Origin of the sequence: Streptosporangium sp. NPDC002524 (assembly GCF_040295985.1) — a bacterium.
In the GTDB taxonomy this organism is placed as follows: Bacteria; Actinomycetota; Actinomycetes; order Streptosporangiales; family Streptosporangiaceae; genus Streptosporangium.
Genome location: NZ_JBEOWK010000007.1, coordinates 18,341 through 36,311, shown reverse-complemented (window position 1 = coordinate 36,311; position 17,971 = coordinate 18,341). Strand labels below are relative to the sequence as shown.

The 17,971-nt window shown below is 68.5% G+C and carries 17 protein-coding genes; 6 read left to right on the top strand and 11 right to left on the bottom strand.

Annotated elements, in window-relative coordinates:
- The first annotated feature begins 37 nt into the window (after positions 1 to 37).
- On the top strand, positions 38 to 523 hold the full coding sequence (locus ABT053_RS13765; protein WP_350969319.1) for a hypothetical protein: 486 nt from the start codon (positions 38 to 40) through the stop codon (positions 521 to 523).
- 139 nt (positions 524 to 662) lie between these two features.
- On the opposite strand, the gene ABT053_RS13760 is transcribed toward ABT053_RS13765, so the two are convergent.
- Positions 663 to 1,994, bottom strand: a complete 1,332-nt coding sequence (locus ABT053_RS13760) for a helix-turn-helix domain-containing protein (protein ID WP_350969318.1) — start codon at positions 1,992 to 1,994, stop codon at positions 663 to 665.
- A gap of 171 nt (positions 1,995 to 2,165) precedes the next feature.
- On the opposite strand from ABT053_RS13760, the gene ABT053_RS13755 reads away from it, so the two are divergent.
- The 3 genes from ABT053_RS13755 to ABT053_RS13745 are packed head-to-tail and all read left to right on the top strand — an operon-like array spanning position 2,166 to position 3,099.
- The gene (locus ABT053_RS13755; RefSeq protein WP_350969316.1) at positions 2,166 to 2,552 is read left to right on the top strand and encodes a hypothetical protein; all 387 of its coding nucleotides are present in this window, start codon (positions 2,166 to 2,168) and stop codon (positions 2,550 to 2,552) included.
- Positions 2,549 to 2,869: a hypothetical protein gene (locus ABT053_RS13750; protein WP_350969315.1), complete on the top strand. Its 321-nt coding sequence runs from the start codon at positions 2,549 to 2,551 to the stop codon at positions 2,867 to 2,869. The genes ABT053_RS13755 and ABT053_RS13750 overlap by 4 nt, the downstream gene beginning before the upstream one ends.
- Positions 2,866 to 3,099, top strand: a complete 234-nt coding sequence (locus ABT053_RS13745; protein WP_350969314.1) for a hypothetical protein — start codon at positions 2,866 to 2,868, stop codon at positions 3,097 to 3,099. Before ABT053_RS13750 ends, ABT053_RS13745 begins: the two co-directional genes overlap by 4 nt.
- A gap of 48 nt (positions 3,100 to 3,147) precedes the next feature.
- Here the strand turns inward: ABT053_RS13745 and ABT053_RS13740 are convergent, their stop codons facing one another.
- From ABT053_RS13740 to ABT053_RS13695, 10 genes are all read right to left on the bottom strand, one after another.
- Positions 3,148 to 3,411, bottom strand: a complete 264-nt coding sequence (locus ABT053_RS13740) for a hypothetical protein (protein ID WP_350969313.1) — start codon at positions 3,409 to 3,411, stop codon at positions 3,148 to 3,150.
- 181 nt (positions 3,412 to 3,592) lie between these two features.
- Positions 3,593 to 3,835, bottom strand: coding sequence for a hypothetical protein (locus ABT053_RS13735; RefSeq protein WP_350969312.1), 243 nt, complete (start codon positions 3,833 to 3,835; stop codon positions 3,593 to 3,595).
- The gene (locus ABT053_RS13730) at positions 3,832 to 4,734 is read right to left on the bottom strand and encodes a hypothetical protein (protein ID WP_350969311.1); all 903 of its coding nucleotides are present in this window, start codon (positions 4,732 to 4,734) and stop codon (positions 3,832 to 3,834) included. Before ABT053_RS13730 ends, ABT053_RS13735 begins: the two co-directional genes overlap by 4 nt.
- Positions 4,735 to 4,831: 97 nt before the next feature.
- A complete protein-coding gene (locus tag ABT053_RS13725; RefSeq protein WP_350969310.1) occupies positions 4,832 to 5,767 on the bottom strand; it encodes an aldo/keto reductase in 936 nt (311 codons plus the stop codon).
- Between the two features lie 194 nt (positions 5,768 to 5,961).
- Entirely contained in the window at positions 5,962 to 6,975 is a 1,014-nt protein-coding gene (locus tag ABT053_RS13720) for an ABC transporter permease (protein ID WP_350969309.1), read from the bottom strand.
- Complete coding sequence (locus ABT053_RS13715; RefSeq protein ID WP_350969308.1) at positions 6,972 to 8,468, bottom strand: sugar ABC transporter ATP-binding protein; 1,497 nt, start codon at positions 8,466 to 8,468, stop codon at positions 6,972 to 6,974. The genes ABT053_RS13720 and ABT053_RS13715 overlap by 4 nt, the downstream gene beginning before the upstream one ends.
- Complete coding sequence (locus tag ABT053_RS13710; protein ID WP_350969307.1) at positions 8,468 to 9,538, bottom strand: sugar ABC transporter substrate-binding protein; 1,071 nt, start codon at positions 9,536 to 9,538, stop codon at positions 8,468 to 8,470. The genes ABT053_RS13715 and ABT053_RS13710 overlap by 1 nt, the downstream gene beginning before the upstream one ends.
- A gap of 66 nt (positions 9,539 to 9,604) precedes the next feature.
- The gene (locus ABT053_RS13705; protein WP_350969306.1) at positions 9,605 to 10,351 is read right to left on the bottom strand and encodes an SDR family NAD(P)-dependent oxidoreductase; all 747 of its coding nucleotides are present in this window, start codon (positions 10,349 to 10,351) and stop codon (positions 9,605 to 9,607) included.
- On the bottom strand, positions 10,344 to 11,729 hold the full coding sequence (locus tag ABT053_RS13700) for an L-fuconate dehydratase (RefSeq protein ID WP_350969305.1): 1,386 nt from the start codon (positions 11,727 to 11,729) through the stop codon (positions 10,344 to 10,346). The genes ABT053_RS13705 and ABT053_RS13700 overlap by 8 nt, the downstream gene beginning before the upstream one ends.
- Positions 11,726 to 12,568 (bottom strand): fumarylacetoacetate hydrolase family protein, encoded by an 843-nt coding sequence (locus tag ABT053_RS13695; RefSeq protein ID WP_350969304.1) that lies wholly within the window; start codon positions 12,566 to 12,568, stop codon positions 11,726 to 11,728. The genes ABT053_RS13700 and ABT053_RS13695 overlap by 4 nt, the downstream gene beginning before the upstream one ends.
- 467 nt (positions 12,569 to 13,035) lie before the next feature.
- Between ABT053_RS13695 and ABT053_RS13690 the strand changes: the two genes are divergently transcribed.
- Entirely contained in the window at positions 13,036 to 16,251 is a 3,216-nt protein-coding gene (locus tag ABT053_RS13690) for a glycosyl hydrolase family 95 catalytic domain-containing protein (RefSeq protein ID WP_350969302.1), read from the top strand.
- A gap of 405 nt (positions 16,252 to 16,656) precedes the next feature.
- Positions 16,657 to 17,862, top strand: a complete 1,206-nt coding sequence (locus tag ABT053_RS13685; RefSeq protein WP_350969301.1) for a cytochrome P450 — start codon at positions 16,657 to 16,659, stop codon at positions 17,860 to 17,862.
- Positions 17,863 to 17,971: the final 109 nt, after the last annotated feature.

Below are 17,971 nucleotides of genomic sequence, written 5' to 3'. Positions count from 1 at the left end.
GCTTCAATGGGCACATGGAAGACGGGAGGTAAAGCAGATGAATCTGGACTCAATGATCAAACGTGGACAATTTCCTTGGCAGCCCAGGCCGGAGGCGACGGAACTCGACGTTTGGCACGAGTACGAGATCCCGCTGACAGGAACCTTCCGCCTGAGCGGCCACCTGGTGTTGTTCACCCAGGTCCTGGAGAGTTCTCACGGCCTCTCCGCCTGGGCCTACGTGCGCCTTGAACCCGAGGAGGGCGACGAGGCTTCCACGATCACCTTTGCGTCGACAGATGAGATGCGGGAGTTCGTGGAGGACAGGTTCCAGGGCAGGGAAGTAGTGCTCACGCTGGCCAAGGACGATCGAATCATTGACCGGTGGACACGCAGCAGGGTGAGAGAAGATCTTTCGTCTGCCGTTGAGGACTTCCTCAACGGCATCATCCGAAGCGTCGACGAAGTCTTAGACCCCGAGCAGCGTATCCGCGCCAAGTTCGCGAGCCTGGAGGCCGCAGGGTCCGAACTCGCGTCGGCATAGCCTTCTCAAGACCCGAAGGCTCTCGCCGCGCCGTCCCCCTGACGATCCGATACGCGAACGGCTGCGATGGGCACGAAAATAGGCGCCCGCGACCAGAACCCTCTCTTTTCTGGGCGATTGACGGTGAGGAAGCAGAGGATCAGGCTGAGCGATAACCCGTCGTCAGAGCACGCAGTTCCCGTACGGCGGGCAGGGCGCGCGCCTTCTCTGGAGCGGCATCCAACACGATGCGAGCCGTTGCACTGATCCGTGCGTCCCGCCGGGCGACCGGAAGCTCCTCCACGAGCCTCAACGCCTGCCGCGCGCCCTGTTCCGGATCCGTACGGGCATGCAGTGCCGCGCTGTGCAGGGCCATCGTGACGGTTCCATGATGCCCCGACGAATAGAGCTCTTCGGCGGCGCTTTGTGCCTCGGTAGCGCGCTGGGCATCGTCGGCGAGTGTATAGATCAGACTCCGATCGAAGTACATCCAATGAGGATCCAGGCCGACAGGAGTGGATGGAAGTTGGTCGAACACGTCCTCGGCGCGACGTAGTGCGGTGATCGCTTCGACGTGGTGACCCAACATCGCGAGGGTTTGAGCCTCAGCACTGAGGGCGATCACGAGTGGTGCGCTGGGGCGGTCTCCGGCAAGGCGACGAGCCCGCTGAGCCACAAGAAGCACATCGCTGAGATCTTCACTCAGGTCAGTCCTTCGATAGGCGGCTTCCCTGCCGGTCAGCCAGGCTGCCAGCAAGGTGTCCCCGGAGCGCTCGCTCAAGGTTCGGGTCTTTCCCCACCAGCGTCGCGCCTCGCGGCGATTGCCCAGGTCGAACCACTTTCCGGCGATCAGGGACGCGTGTCGTGCGGCGGCGTGAGCGAGGTCGCGCTGCACCGGCTCGGGCTGAGCCCGGCTCAGGTGAGGCGCCATGTCGGCGAAGTCGGCGGCCAGCCCGGCGAGGACGACGGCGGGCGGATCGACGTACGCCCGCCTGGCATGGAGGTCGGCGGCGTCCTCCCAGTCGTCGATCATCTCTTGTGACACGCTCGCACCGGAGATGCGGGGGTCGGACGCCTGCCAGGCGTCCGTCAGCGTGGCCAGCACGGGCGCCACCGCGCCGCCGACAGCGACAGCGGCGGCGTCCCGCATCAGTCGTCTACGCTCCATGTCCTCATCCCTGTCCCGCGTTGAGGCTTTTGCATCGACTGCTTCGACGGTACCCCTTCGCAGTCGATCGGTCTCGGCCATGGCCGCACGAAGCGCCTGTGCCGTGAGTTCGCCCCCCGCACCGAGTTCGCTGTCGAGAAGCGTGATCGCCTCGAAGGACGGCCGGTTCTTCCCCTGTTCCCACCTGGCGATGAGCGAGTAGTCCCACCGAATTTTCTCGGCGAGGCCGCGCAGGCTCAGCTCACGCCGCTCCCGCCATGCCCGCAGGGCGGAGCCGAACTCCGGCCAGCCCGCCGAGGTCTTCGATGTCAATTGTCCGGTCACGTCCGCCCTCGCGATCCGTTGTATGTGTTGCGCCGCCTCCGACACAACCCTGTGCGTCTTTTCCCGTGCGCTGAGTCACTTCGACTATGACATCGGTAAGCGTCATACGAAGCGAAACTCCGCAGGCGTGCAAGCCGTACGGGGTTCCCTGATCGCGAAGAGGTGCGCCCCATGGACAACCGCAAACCTGTCCCGCCTTGCGTCGACGAGGCCACCGTCCAGGCTCAGGACGAAGCCCTGGCGGTCGTGCAGCGCCTTCTCACCGAGCGGGGCATCCGTGCCCACCGCCATCACACGATCAGTCTCGGGCTTTTCGCCACCCCTGAGGTCGTCCGGCCCGACCGTCCTCCGCTTCGGTCGTGGATGAACCGCTATCCGCCTGAGCTGGCCGTGATCGGCTTCGAAGGCCGCCGGGACGCCACCGTGAGGATAGGGGCGTGTTCCGGCTGCTATCTGGTGGCTGTGCGCGGCGGCGATACGGAGACGGTCCGGTGTGATGAACCGGAGAGAGTCCTGGATCTCATCCTCGCAATGAGGCAGATGGGGCGTACGTCATGACCGCGCCCGTGATGTACGGGTCGGCGGCGGTGGACGCGGCGGAGAGGCTCCGGGAGGCCCTGGCGGGATATGAGATCAGCGCCGACGTTCACGACGGTTACGGGCTGGCGCTGGTGTCGGTCGGGGCGGGCCCGGTGGTGTGGTCCAACGGGGAGCGGTTCTGGTGGCACACCGGCTGGAACGCCGAACGTCGGCGGGCCGTCTACGCCTCGCAGGAGGCGACCGAACCCGGCCGGGCCGCGCGGCGGATCGCGTTCCACCACGCCCGCCTGTGTGAGGCGGCTCCGCCTGCGCCGGGCGCCGGGAGCCCGCTGTGACCCTGGCGGAACTGACGAGGCTCCACGGACACACCTGGACGATCGCGGAAGCGGTCGGGGGCGGCTGGTACGCCGTGCGGCGCGCGGACATGTCGGCGTACGGGCTTGAGCACGGCCTGTCCAACATCCGGTGCGGGACGACCCTGGTGGAACTGGCCCGCCGCCTGGACGCGGAGACACGGCTGGAGAACCAGCCCTGGCGACGCGTACCGCTGAGAGCAACGTCGTAACGGGGCAGGCAGGAGCACACCCGGCCGGTGCCGACGTGATCGCGGCAGTCAGTTTCCTTGCCTACGACGACGAGACGGCTTGGCAAGATCACGACAACGAGTCACCAGATCGTCGATTTCGGTCAGGTTCGGACCGGCGCCATCATCGTCACAGCAAGCGGGCTTGGTGCGCTCGCCCGCCGGAGGCCCGTCCGGCCCGCACACCTGCCACAGCGAGGTGTAGACATCATGTGTCCGGTTGCGCTCGTCGTGAGGTCCCACCATCAGGATCCACGAACGCCCCGAGCCCTCGAACGCGACCACGACGCGCATAGCCGCTCTCAAGTGCTTGACACACAGACGGTTCACCGGGACCTCTCCGGTGAGCCAGTAGCCGAGAGCCGAGAGCCGCGCAACCTCGTGCTTCCAGATCGCCGACGAAAGCGATGGAGGCTCTCAGATCGCTCCGCACAACGTCTCAGCCTGCCTCTCCGCGAGAACGGAGAGATAGACCTCAGTCTTCATCGGCGGCCGGTTCCGAGTTCCTTGAACTCCACTCCGCCCGGATCTCCCGCCACGGACGGCCCTCGCCCTGGCTCATCTGCCGAAGACTGTCGGCCAGCTCGTCGCTCTCCAGAAGCTCCCGGTCCTGCAAGCGGTGCCAGATCGTCTCGGCGAGATCGTGGGTACGGCCGCACAGGTCCTGGACAAGCGTCGCCACGGTGTAAAGGCGTTCGGCTTCACGGCCCTCGGTCACGGGCAGTCCTTTTTGGCGGGACACGATCGTATCTCCGTTATCCAGACCGCCTGGACGTTCTTCCCCTTCGCGTGTTTCCGGATGGCGTACGGCGCGAAATTGGCGATGATCCCGTATATCAGTCCATCATGGGCCGCACTTCGGAGATCGGCCAGATTCAGCCCGAACCTGGCCAGGATCGGCTCGTCCTCGGCTGTCAGCGTCGACACCCAGCTTCTGAACTGACTGACCGACGAGTAATCGACGCACGGCTCGGGCAGTCCTTTGTCCGAACACCCTTCGTGGGCAGGCCAGTACATGGCTTCACCTCCCACTCGCCCACGCGAGAGGAAGACGTCTCTTGCCGGTCCGTTTTCCAGCCCGAGGCTCTTTTCCGTCACCGGCTTCTTGAATTCGATCACGGTAGTCGTCATCACCCCCGGCTTGAGCTCGCTCAGGGACTCGACACCGGAAATTCCCCGCGCGCCCGATCCGAACTCGTCGACGGCGGCGGTGAGACCGGTCGGCGGAAGTTTGGAGACGTCCCGCACCTCACCCGACGGGCTCATCTTCACCCAGTAGGGCGACTCGAAAGAGATGGACGGACCGGCGTACGGTCGTGCGGCGATTCCCGTGAACCGAAACTCGTAGCCGCCCAGGACGGGCCAGAGCTCGGATCCCCCCATGATGAACTTGTGCTCCGGGTTGGCAACCATGGCAGCATTCCCGACCACCGTCAGGAGATGGTCGTTCGTGACAGCTGTCGGCATGTCCGGCCGATGTCCCTGAAGATCCGACTCCTGTGTTCGAAGACCTGACTGCTCTGCCCGGAGATTCGACTGGGGTAATCCTTCCGTCGTACAGGACGTCAGGAAAAGCAGAAAGCCGACAATGACGCCGGCGGTCAACGAACGCTTCACGGACCCGTTTCCCCACTTCACACCATCGGAGCGTCGCACCATTCCTGGCGCCTCCGACTCCATTACGGTGATCGGAGCCTCTTCAGTATGAAGGGTGTCAGGGGATCAGGCCCTCGGCCGCGAGGTCGGTCCACAGGGCTTCCGGGACGGGCTTGGTGGTCAGGGCCACGTTGCGGGTTACCTCGGTGGCGGAGCGGGCGCCGATGACGACGCTCGCGACGGCCGGGTGGCGCAGGGGGAAGGCGAGGGCCGCCTGGGGGAGGGTGACGTCGTGGCGTTCGCAGACGGCGGCGATGCGGCGGGCGCGGTCCAGGAGCGGGCCGGGGGCCGGGGCGTAGTCGTAGGTGCCCGACGGGTCGTGGGTGGCGAGCAGGCCGCTGTTGAACACCCCGGCGGCGAACACCGAGACGCCGCGCTCGGCGCACAGCGGCAGCAGCTCGTCCTCGCCCGACTGGTCGAGGAGGGTGTAGCGCCCGGCGAGCATGACCATGTCGACGCCGGTCTCGCGGACGAACCGGGCGAGCATCGCCGCCTGGTTCATGCCGACCCCGACGGCCTTGACGACGCCCTGGTCGCGCAGTTCGGCCAGGGCCGGGTACGCCTCGGAGACGGCCTGCTCCCAGTGGTCGTCCGGGTCGTGGATGAGGACGATGTCGACCACGTCGAGGCCGAGCCGCTCCAGGCTCTCCTCCAGCGACCGCCGGACCCCGTCGCGCGAGAAGTCCCACACCCGGCGCAGGTCGGCGGGGACGTCGAAGCCCTGGTCGTCCCGGCCGAAGGGGCCCTCGCCGGTGGCGGGCACGAGCAGGCGGCCGACCTTGGTGGACAGGGTGTAGGAGTCGCGGGGCCGTTCCGCGAGGGCGGCGCCGAGCCGCCGTTCCGACAGGCCGAGCCCGTAGTGGGGCGCGGTGTCGAACACGCGGATCCCCGCCTCGTAGGCCGCGTCCACCGCCGCGCGCGCCGCGTCCTCGCCGACCTCCGAGAACAGGTTCCCGATCGGGGCCGTACCGAAGCCGTACCTGCTGACCTGCACCGCTCGCTCCGTCCGTTCTGTACGGCTTCATGTGTCTAGTGCCGCTTGATGCATTTGTATCGCTTCACGGCTCGCGCCCGTACGGCCTCCTCCTCCGTACGGGCTGCGCGTCCACGTGGCTACGCCACTCTCAGAGCGCCACTCTCAGAGCGCCCCTGTCAAAGCGCCACTCTCAGAGCGCCACCGTCAAGGCGTCAATCTTGGGCCTTGCCGCCCGCCAGGCGGCTGATCATCAGGGCGACCAGGATGATCGAGCCGTAGACGAGCTGCTTCCACTCGCCGGGGACGCCCTTCAGGGTGAGGATGTTCTCGACGAGGCCGATCACCAGGACGCCGGTGAGGGCGCCGAGGATCGTACCCTTGCCGCCGTCCATGCTGACGCCGCCGATGACGGCGGCGGCGAAGGCCATGAAGATCCAGCCGACGCCCTGGTTGGCGCTGATGCCGCCCAGGCGGCCGGTCTCCAGCACTCCGGCGAGCGCGGCGACGATGCCGCCGATGACGAAGACGACCCAGACGACCCGCTCGACCCTGATGCCGGCCGCGCGGGCGGCGTCGGCGTTGCCGCCGATGGCGTAGAGCGAGCGGCCGCCCCGGAAGTAGCCGAGGGCGACGATGGCCACCGCGAAGAGGACGCCGGTGATCCAGATGGCGGCGGGCAGGCCCAGCCAGTTGGCGCTGCCGAGGTAGAGGAACGACTCGGGCAGCTCGAACAGGCTCTTGCCCTGGGTGAGTCCCAGCTGGAGGCCGTGCACGACGATCATCATGGCCAGCGTGACGATGAAGGCCGACAGCTGGAACCGCAGGATCAGGAAGCCGTTGAAGGCGCCGACCAGGCCGCCGACCAGCAGGCACAGCGGGATGGCCAGGATGCCGGGCAGCTCCAGGCCGAACCCTCCGGCCGCCACCGGGATGACCAGCATCACGCCGACGGCGGGCGCCATGCCGACCGTGGACTCCAGCGACAGGTCGAACTTGCCCGCGATCAGGATCAGCGCCTCGGCGAGGACCACCAGTGCCAGGGCCGACTGCTGCTGCAGCACGTTGGTCAGGTTGCCCGTGGTGAGGAAGACCGGGTCCACGAAGGAACCGGCGATCAGCAGAACGATGATCACCGGGACCAGGGTGAGGTCGCGGAATCGCCCGAGCTGGATGCGGCGGCCCTGCGGGGCCGCCAGCACGGGCGGGGGGGTCTTTGTCGTGGTCATGAGTGGTCGATACCTTCCATCGCCGCCACCAGCTCGTTGTCGGTCCAGCCGCGCGGCACGTCCTTGACGATCCTGCCGTGGAACATGACGAGGACGCGATCGCAGATTCGCAGGTCGTCGAGCTCGTCGGAGACCAGTACGGCCCCCGCCCCCCGTTCGGCCGCGTCCTCCACGGCGCCGAGCAGGGAGTGCTTGGCCTTGACGTCCACCCCGGCGGTCGGGTTGATGACCACGAGCGCGTTCGGGTCGTCGGCGAGCGCCCTGGCCAGCACCACCTTCTGGGCGTTGCCGCCGGACAGGTCGGCCACCGGCTGGTCGGGGCCCGTCGTCTTGATGTCCAGCAGGTCGATCATCTTGGCACCGCGCTCGCGGCGGCGGGCCGGGGAGACCGCGCCGTAGCGGCCGAGCTTGTGCGCGATCGGGATGGTCGCGTTCTCGGCGATCGACAGCAGCGGCACGAAACCCTGGTGGTGCCTGTCCTGGGGGACGAACCCGAGCCCCGCGCGGAGCGCGGAGGGCACGTCGCCCTGCCTGATGTCGGTGCCGTTGACGGCCACCTTCCCGGTGTCTGCCCGGTGCAGGCCGACCAGGGTCTCGGCGAGGCCGACCTTGCCGCTGCTGCCGGAGCCGGCGAGACCCACGATCTCCCCCGCCCTGACGGACAGGTCCACGTCCTCGTACCGCCCGGCGAGGCTGAGCGCCGTCGCGGACAGCACCACGGGGGCCGAGGGGGCGACCGTCCGGGTGCGGTACTCGTAGGCGGCGGTGGCCTCGCCGGTCATCGCGTCCACGAGCTGGTCGTGGGGCAGGTCGCCGACCGTGGCGGTGACGATGTGCCGGGCGTCGCGGAAGACCGAGACGCTCTGGCAGATCTCGTAGACCTCCTCCAGGTGGTGGGAGATGAACATCATCGTGACGCCCTGCTCGCGCAGGGAGCGCATCCGGTCGAAGAGCCGCTGGATGGCCGGGCCGTCGAGCTGCGCGGTGGGCTCGTCCAGGATGATGAACCGGGCGCCGAACGACAGGGCCCTGGCGATCTCCAGCAGCTGGCGCTGCTCGACCCCCAGGTCCCCGGCCATCGTCTCCGCGTCGACGTCCACGCCGTACTGCTCGAGGAGCTGGCGGGCCCGCGTGCGGAGGCTGCGCCAGCTGATCCTGCCCCGCTCTGTCTGCCGGTTCAGGAAGAGGTTCTCCGCGACGGACAGGGTGGGGATGATCGTCGACTTCTGGTAGACGCACGCGACCCTCTGCCGCCAGGCGTCCCGGTCGGCCGGCGACGGCGCGGGCTGCCCGGCGAAGCGGACCTCGCCCTCGTCGGGACGCTGGAGCCCGGTCAGGATCGACACCAGCGTGGACTTGCCCGCGCCGTTCCTGCCGACGAGCGCGTGCGTCTCACCCTCGGTGATGGCGATCCCGGCACCGTTGAGCGCGGTGGTCGGGCCGAAGCGCTTGGTGATCCCAAGCGCCTCGACTGCCTTGACGGAAGATGTCATCACTTGACCTGGTTACCCCAGAGAGCCTGGTCGTCCACGTTCTCCTTGGTGACCAGGGGGGCGGGGAGCTGGTCCTCGAGGCCGTTCGGCAGCTGGATGATCGTGCTGTCGTGGTCGGTCGGGCCGGGCTGGAAGGTCTTGCCCTCGGACGCGGCCTTGGCGTAGAAGAGCGCGTACTTGGCGTAGAGGTCGGCCGGCTGGGAGACCGTGGCGTCGATCTCGCCCTTGCGGATCGCCTCGAACTCCTGCGGGATGCCGTCGTTGGAGACCACGAAGACGTGCTTGGGGTCCTCCGGCGGCACGATCAGGCCCTTGGCCTTGAGCACCTGCAGGGTGGGGGCGAGGTGGACGCCTCCGGCGTGCATGTAGACGCCCTTGATGTCGGGGTGCTGCTCAAGACGGGTCTGGAGCATGGAGGCGGCCTTCGTGCCCTCCCACTCGGTCGGCTCCTCGAAGACCGTGATGCCGGGGAACTTGTCCTTCATGCAGCCGCGGAACGCCTCGGCCCGGTCACGGCCGTTGATCGAGGAGAGCGCGCCCATGAGCTGGACGACCTTGCCCTTGCCGCCGAGCTTCTCGCCGAGGAACTCGCACGCCTTCGTGCCGTACGCCTTGTTGTCGGCGCGCACGACCATGTAGACCTTGCCCTTGTCGGGGCGGGTGTCCACGGTGACGACGGGGATGTTCTTGCCCTCCAGCGTCTGCAGCGTGGAGGCGATGGCGCCGGTGTCCTGCGGGGCCATCACGATCACCTTGGCGCCCTGGCCGGTCATGGCCTGGGTGTTGGCGACCAGCTTGGCCACGTCGTTCTGCGAGTTGGTCGGCGGCATCAGGTCGACGCCCAGCTCGGTCGCCATCTGGGGGACGTACTTGTTGTACGAGTTCCAGAAGTCGGAGTCGGTGCGGGGGAAGTCGATGCCGACCTTGCCGCCCGCGGGGGCCGCGGGGGCCGCGGACGCGTCACCGCTGGGCTGGGCCGCGGTGGTGGCGGGCTCCGACGATCCACAGGCGGAGAGGGTGAAGGAGATCGCGAGCAGGGCCGCACCTGTCGCCGCGGGTCCAATTTTCATAACCGTTGCCTCGATTCAAAGCTATATGGGGGGTGAATTATTTATCGACCGACACGTGGAGCCCGGTCATGACTTCGGCCGGAGCCTGAGCCCCTGCATACCGCCGTCCACGGCCAGGGCCGCGCCGGTGGTGGCCGCCGCGAGCGGGCTCGCGAGGTAGGCGATCGCCGCGGCGACCTCGGGGGCGCTCACCAGGCGGCCCGTCGGCTGACGGGCCTCCAGTGCCGCCCGCTCGGCCGCCGGGTCCTCGGCCGCGTCGAGCAGACGCTGCACCCAGGGGGTGTCGGCGGTGCCGGGGTTGACGCAGTTGACCCGGATGCCCTCGCGGACGTGGTCGGCCGCCATCGCCAGGGTCAGCGACAGGATGGCCCCCTTGGACGCGCTGTAGAGCGCCCGCTGGGGCAGTCCGGCCGTCGCCGCGATCGAGCAGGTGTTGACGATCGCGGCGTGCGCCGAGCGGCGCAGGTACGGCAGGCTCGCCCGGGTGACCCGGACGATGCCCAGGACGTTGACGTCCAGGACCCTGGACCACTCCTCGTAGGGATTGTCCTCGACCGTCCCGGCGGCGCCGATCCCGGCGTTGTTGACCAGGATGTCCAGGCCGCCGAGCTGCTCGACGGCCTGTGCGACGGCCGAACGGACCGCCTCCTCGTCGGTGACGTCCGCCTTGACCTCGACGAACGGGCCACCGGAGGAGTTGATGTCGAGGGAGGCCACTCTCGCGCCCCGCTCGGCGAGCAGGGTGGCGGTGGCCAGGCCGATGCCGGAGCCGCCACCGGTGACCAGGGCGCGCAGCCCGTCGAACTCACCCATTGAGGGACCTCCATACCGGGCCGTCGGGATAGGTGTAGTCGATGATCGAGGCGGCGTGCATGGCCGCTCCGAAACCGGGCCGGGCCGGCGCGGCGTAGGCGCCGTTCTCGATGACCACGGGGTCGACGAAGTGCTCGTGGAGGTGGTCGACGTACTCGATCACCCGGCCCTCCATCGAGCCGCTCACCGCGACGTAGTCGAACATCGACAGGTGCTGCACCAGCTCGCACAGGCCGACCCCGCCCGCGTGCGGGCAGACCGGGACGCCGAACTTGGCGGCGAGCAGCAGGATCGCGACGTTCTCGTTCACGCCCGCGACGCGGGCCGCGTCGATCTGCAGGTAGGAGATCGCCTCGGCCTGCAGCAGCTGCTTGAAGACCATGCGGTTCTGGACGTGCTCGCCGGTGGCCACCGGGATGGGCGCGATGCCCCGGGCGATGGCGGCGTGGCCGAGCACGTCGTCGGGGCTGGTCGGCTCCTCCACCCAGTGCGGGCGGAATTCGGCGAGGGCGTTCACCCAGGCGATGGCGGAGCCGACGTCCCAGCGCTGGTTGGCGTCGATCGCGATGGGGAAGTCCTCGCCGCAGGTCTCGCGGGCGATGCGCATCCGCCGCCTGTCGTCCTCCAGGTCGGCGCCGACCTTCAGCTTGATCTGGGTGAAGCCCTCGTCCATCGCCTCCTTGCACAGGCGGCGCAGCTTGTCGTCGCCGTAGCCGAGCCAGCCCGGGGAGGTCGTGTAGGCCGGGTAGCCGTGCTCGCGCAGGTGGGCCACGCGCTCGCGCCTGCCGGGCTCGGCGGCGCGCAGGATGTCCAGCGCCTCCTGCGGGGTGAGCGCGTCGGTGAGGTAGCGGAAGTCGACGAGCGCGACGAGCTCCTCGGGGGACATCTCGGCGAGCAGCAGCCAGAGCGGCTTGCCCGCCCGCTTGGCCTTGAGGTCCCAGAGCGCGTTGACCACGGCGGAGATCGCCATGTGCATGACGCCCTTCTCCGGGCCGAGCCAGCGCAGCTGGGAGTCGTGGACCATGTCCTTCCAGAGCGCGCCCATGTCCTCGACGTCCCTGCCGAGCACGTACGGCTCCAGCGCCCTGATCCCGGCGGTCTGCACCTCGTTGCCGCGCCCGATGGTGAAGGCGAAGCCGTGGCCCTCGAAGCCGTCGTCGGTCCGCAGGACCAGGTAGGCGGCCGAGTAGTCGGGGTCGGGGTTCATCGCGTCGGAGCCGTCGAGCTCCAGCGAGGTGGGGAAGCGGATGTCGTGGGTCTCCATCGAGGTGATGCGGTACGCGCCCACCCCGGCCAGGACTCCCTCGGCGACCTCGGTGGTCTCGGCCACGACGGCTTCGACCGGCGCGTCCTCGCGGGTGTCGATGATGTCGCTCATGCCTGCCCCACGGTCTGTCGCTGGCTCCCGAGGCCGTCGATCTCCAGCTCCACGATCTGCCCGGCCCGCAGGTACGGCTTGTCGGGCAGCCCGAGAGCGACGCCCGCCGGGGTGCCGGTGTTGATGAGGTCACCGGGTTCGAGGACCATGAACCGGCTGAGGTAGCGGACGACCTCCGCCACGGTGAAGATCATGTTCTTGGTGTCGCCGTTCTGGAACTGCGCGCCGTCCACCCACAGGCGCAGGCCCAGGGACTGCGGGTCGGCGATCTCGTCGGCCGTGACCAGCCAGGGGCCGAGCGGGTTGAAGGTCTCGCAGGACTTGCCCTTGTCCCACTGGCCGCCGCGCTCCAGCTGGAACTCGCGCTCGGAGACGTCGTTGGAGATGGCGTAGCCCGCGATCTTGGACAGCGCCTCCTCGTGCGTCTCGACGTAGCGGACCGTCTCGCCGATGACGACGGCGAGCTCGACCTCCCAGTCGGTCTTCACGCTCTCCCTGGGGATGAGCACCTCGTCGTTGGGCCCGACGACCGTGTTGGGAGCCTTCATGAAGACGACCGGCTCGGCCGGGATCGCGGCGTTCGTCTCCTCCGCGTGGTCGCGGTAGTTGAGCCCGATGCACACGATCTTCCCTGGCCGCGCGATCGGGGCGCCGATCCGCAGCCCCTCGGCGTCCAGCACGGGAAGCTCGTCCCGCTCCAGCGCCTCTCGGACACGAGCCACTCCCCCGGAAGCGAAGAAAGCCCCGTCGATCTCTTCCGAGATTTCGCGGAGGTTACCGGCCCCGTCCAGGACGGCCGGTCGCTCCTGGCCGACGGGTCCCACTCGCAGCAGCTTCACACCGCACCCTTCGTTGATACATCGGATGTCTTGTCTCGTGATGCTGAACGACGCCGAACCTCGGTGTCAACCCCTCACAGGCCGATACGTCCGATCCGTTATCGAGGAGAAACCGCAGCTTGCAGGGGTTATACCGGATCCCTCCCGAACTTTGACCTCCGGTCATCGGATTTCCTCGCGCGGGCGGAAACAGAGATCATCTAGGACGTTCGCGGTGGTGAGAGGCACAAAAGTGATCAATCGTCGATAAACATCGGAGGATGAGGCTTGTTACGGCGGAATTTCGGTGCTATCTCCTTGAAACAGTCCCGCCCTGTGATCGGAGGAATCCGTTGCCCCGCCCCCCACGACGACGTCTCGGCGTCGCCCTCCTCGCCGCCCTCACCCTTGCCACCGGGTTATACGGCCAGAGTTCGGCTAACGCAGAGTTGTCAACTAACGTGACACAGCTAGATACACCCGATGATTTGACACTCTGGTATGACAAACCGGCCACCGACTGGGAGACCCAGGCGTTGCCGATCGGCAACGGCGCGCTGGGCGCCATGGTGTTCGGCGGAGTGAACAGCGAGCAGATCCAGTTCAACGAGAAGTCCCTGTGGACCGGCGGCCCCGGCGCGAACAACTACGACTTCGGCAACTGGACCTCCCCCAGGCCGAACGCGATCGCCGAGGTCAGGGCGCAGATCGACCGTGACGGCAAGATGTCCCCCGAGGCGGTGGCGGCCAAGCTGGGACAGCCCAAGAGCGGTTTCGGCTCCTACCAGACCTTCGGGGACCTCTGGCTGGACATGCCCCAGCTCCCCGCGGGCGCCGCGAGCGGCTACCGGCGGGAGCTGAACCTGCGCGACGCGGTCGCCAAGGTCGGCTACACCGCGGACGGGGTGACCTACTCCCGCGAGTACTTCGCCAGCCACCCCAGCAACGTCGTCGTCGGCCGGATCTCCGCTGACAAGGCCGGTAAAGTCTCCTTCACGCTGCGGACCTCCTCGCCCCGCAACGACAAGCAGGTCTCGGTCTCCAAGGGCCGCCTCACCGTCAAGGGCGTGCTCGCCGACAACGGCATGAAGTTCGAGTCGCAGGTCCAGGTGGTCACCCAGGGCGGCACCCGCACCGACGGCACCGACAGGATCACCGTCACCGGCGCCAACAGCGCGATGTTCGTGCTGTCGGCGGGCACCGACTACTCCGACGTCTACCCGACCTACCGGACCGTCGACCCGCACGCCAAGGTCACCGCGGCGGTCGACGCGGCCGCCGGCAGGTCGTACGAGGGGCTCAAGTCCAAGCACCTGACCGACTACCGGAACCTGTTCGACCGGGTCAAGCTGGACCTCGGGCAGAAGGCTCCGGCCATCCCGACCGACAGGCTGCGCGCGGCGTACACCGGCGGCGCCTCGACCGACGACCGGGCGCTGGAGGCGCTGTTCTTCGCCTACGGCCGCTACCTGCTGATCTCCTCCTCCAGGGAGGGGTCGCTCCCGGCCAACCTGCAGGGCGTGTGGAACAACTCCACCAACCCACCCTGGTCGGCCGACTACCACGTCAACATCAACCTGCAGATGAACTACTGGCTCGCCGAGCAGACCAACCTCGCCGAGACGACCGAGCCGTACGACAAGTACGTCCAGTCGATGGTCGCCCCCGGCCAGAAGACCGCGCAGGAGATGTTCAAGTCGCGCGGCTGGGTGGTGCACAACGAGACCAACCCGTTCGGCTTCACCGGCGTGCACAACTGGGCGACCTCGTTCTGGTTCCCCGACGCGGCGGCGTGGCTGACCCAGCAGATGTACGACCACTACCGCTTCAGCGGCAGCAACAAGTACCTGCGCAGCACCGCGTACCCGGTGATGAAGGGCGCGGCCGAGTTCTGGCTGGACAACCTCTACACCGACCCGCGTGACGGCAAGCTCGTGGTCTCCCCCAGCTACTCCCCCGAGCAGGGCGACTTCACGGCGGGCGCCTCGATGTCCCAGCAGATCGTCTACGACCTGCTGACCAACACCCTGGAGGCGGCGAAGGAGCTGAAGAACGACAAGCCCTTCCAGGCCGAGCTGCAGGCCGCGCTGGACAAGCTCGACCCGGGCATCCGGATCGGCTCCTGGGGACAGCTCCAGGAGTGGAAGGCCGACCTGGACGACCCGCGCAACGACCACCGGCACGTCTCCCACCTCTTCGCCCTGCACCCCGGACGGCAGATCACGGCCGGCACCCCGGAGGCCGAGGCGGCCAAGATCTCGCTCACCGCGCGAGGCGACGGCGGCACCGGCTGGAGCAAGGCGTGGAAGATCAACTTCTGGGCCCGCCTGCTGGACGGCGACCACTCGCACAAGATGCTCAGCGAGCAGCTCAAGAGCTCCACGCTGGACAACCTGTGGGACACCCACCCGCCGTTCCAGATCGACGGCAACTTCGGCGCCACCTCCGGCATGGCCGAGATGCTGCTGCAGAGCCAGCACGACACGATCCACGTCCTGCCCGCGCTGCCGTCGGCCTGGTCCAACGGCTCGGTCACCGGCCTGCGCGCCCGGGGCGACGCGACCGTGGACGCCTCGTGGAAGGACGGCAACGCCGACAAGGTCACCGTGCACGCCGGAAGGTCCGGCCCCCTCAAGGTCCGCGCCTCCATGCTCAACGGCCTCTACCACGTCGAGGACGAGAGCGGTAAGACGATCAACCCGCCCCGCGACGGCGACGTCATCACCATCGACGCCAAGGACGGGGAGTCCTACACGATCGTCAACGGGGTGACCGTCAAGATCACCGCACCCGTGATCGCGGGCGCCGGCGAGACCATCCCGGTCACCGTCACCGTCACCGCGCCGGGCACGAAGGACGTGCCCGCCGGCACGCTGGCCCTCACCCTCCCGCAGGGCTGGACCTCCACCCCCGCCTCGGTCCAGGTGCCCGCCGTCTCGCCGGGCGACCCGAAGACCTTCTCGTTCGCCGTGGCCGTCGGCCCCGCGAACGGGACCAGGTCCGCGCGGATCGCGGCGGAACTCTCGGGCGACGGCTGGAAGGCGGGCAGTTCCGCCGCCGTCGGCCTCAACCCGTGCGTCACCCCGCCGGCCGACAGGGCCGTCGTCGCCTGGGACCCGACGTCGGGCACGACCGTCACCGACAGCTCCGGCAGCGGCAGGAACGCCAACGTCGTCGGCACGGCGACCTACGACGCCACCGCCCCGAGCGGCAGCGGGCTGGTCCTGAACGGCTCGACCTACCTCAGCACGGCGAGCACGCTGCTGGGCTACATGCCCGAGGCGACGTTCGCGGCCGAGGTCAAGATCGGGGGGACCGGCTACCGGAGGCTCTTCGACTCCCAGCCGGGCGGCAACCCCGGCACCGACGGGATCATCATCGACCTCACCCCCTCCAACACCCTGCGCTTCATCGGCGCCGGGCAGAACGTGGGGCTGAGCGGGGCGATCCCGACCGGCCGCTACATCGACCTCGTCGTCACCATGAACCGCAACGGCGCGATCAACACCTACGTCGACGGCGTCCGGGTCGGCGGCGGCAACGCCACCACCGACGGCATCACCGGCTGCACCGCCCGGCCGCTGCGCTTCGCCGCCGACCAGGACGGCGGCCAGCGCCTGACCGGCGCGGTCGACCGGATGGCCATCCTGCCCAAGGCCCTCACCGCCGCGGAGGTGGGCACCTGGCGCGACATCGCGTTCTGATCCCGCGCGCTTCCGTCCACCTTCCCGTACGCGATCCATCCCCGGTCTCCTGACGGGGCCGATCCCGAATCCCATCCCGTGAGGCCCGGGACGCGCACGCGTCCCGGGCCTCACGGCCGTGCGCGGCCGTACGGGTGGCCGAGGGGGTCCCAACTTGACGAGGCCGCCCCGCCGTAATAGAACACGTTTCAGAAAGAAGAATCGCCAAACGCCTGATCAAGCGCTTGGTGACTCGGCGTGCCCCGGACGGGAGACGGGAACATCGGAAGGTCCCGTCATCACCGCGTTCGCGATGGATTCCCGGCGAACCGGTAGGGTACGCCGCTGACCGCACCCCCAGGCCGCACCGACAATGAACCGTGTCATCGCGTCACGAGAACGCCGACCCGGCTCGCAGGAGGACCAATGGATATCGATCTGGTCGACCAGGACTTCTATTGGCGGAACGGCGCGCCTCACGATCAGCTGGCCTGGCTACGGGCGAACGCGCCGGTCTACGCGCACCCGGGTGACGAGGAGCGGGGCTGGCCGGGCTTCTGGGCGGTCACCAAGCACGCCGACGTGGTGCAGGTCTCCCGCCGCTCCGACCTGTTCTCGTCGAGCAGGAGGCTCGCGCTCTTCAACGAGGTCCCCGAGGACACGATCGCGCTCCAGCGGATGATGATGCTCAACCAGGACCCGCCGGAGCACACCCGGCGGCGCTCCCTGGTCAACCGGGGGTTCACCCCGCGCATGATGGGCGCCTTGGAGGGGCACATCCGCGACATCTGCCACGAGCTGGTGGACGAGGCCAAGGGACGCGGCTCGGTCGACTTCGTCAGGGACATCGCCGCCCCGCTGCCGCTGTACGTGATCTGCGAGCTGCTCGGCGCCCCCGTCGAGGACCGTGACAAGATCTTCAACTGGTCCAACCAGATGATCGGCGCCGAGGACCCCGACTACGCGGCCGACCCCGAAGAGGGCACGAACGCGGCGATGGAGGTCTACGCGTACGCCAACGCCCTGGCCGCCGAGCGGCGCGCGCAGCCCCGCGAGGACATCGTCACCAAGCTGATCATGCCCGACGCGGCCGGGGAGACCCTCACCGAGGAGGAGTTCGACCTGTTCGTGCTGCTGCTCGTGGTGGCGGGCAACGAGACCACCCGCAACGCGGCCTCGGGCGGCATGCTCGCCTTCTTCGAGAACCCCGAGCAGTGGCGGCGGCTGGTCGCCGACCCCGCCCTCGCCCGCACCGCGGCCGACGAGATCGTCCGCTGGGTCGCCCCGGTGAACCTCTTCCGCCGTACGGCCACCACCGACACGACGATCGGCGGGCAGGAGATCAAGGCCGACGACAAGGTCGTGATCTTCTACAGTTCCGCCAACCGCGACGAGGAGGTGTTCGCCGACCCCGGTGTCTTCGACATCGGCCGCGACCCCAACCCGCACATCGGCTTCGGCGGCGGCGGGGCGCACTTCTGCCTGGGCAACCACCTCGCCAAGCTGGAGCTGCGGGTCCTGTTCGAGGTGCTGGCCGAGCGGCTGCCCGGCCTGGAGCAGGCCGGAGAGGCCCGCCGCCTGCGCTCCAACTTCATCAACGGCATCAAGGACCTGCCGGTCTCCGTCGCCTGAGGTCCGTCGCTTGAGGCCCGGCTCCGATCCGTGGCCCCCGGCGCGGCCCCTCCCCCGTTCACCGGTGCCGGGCGGGGGAGGAAGAGGTGCCGGACGGGACCTCACCGCC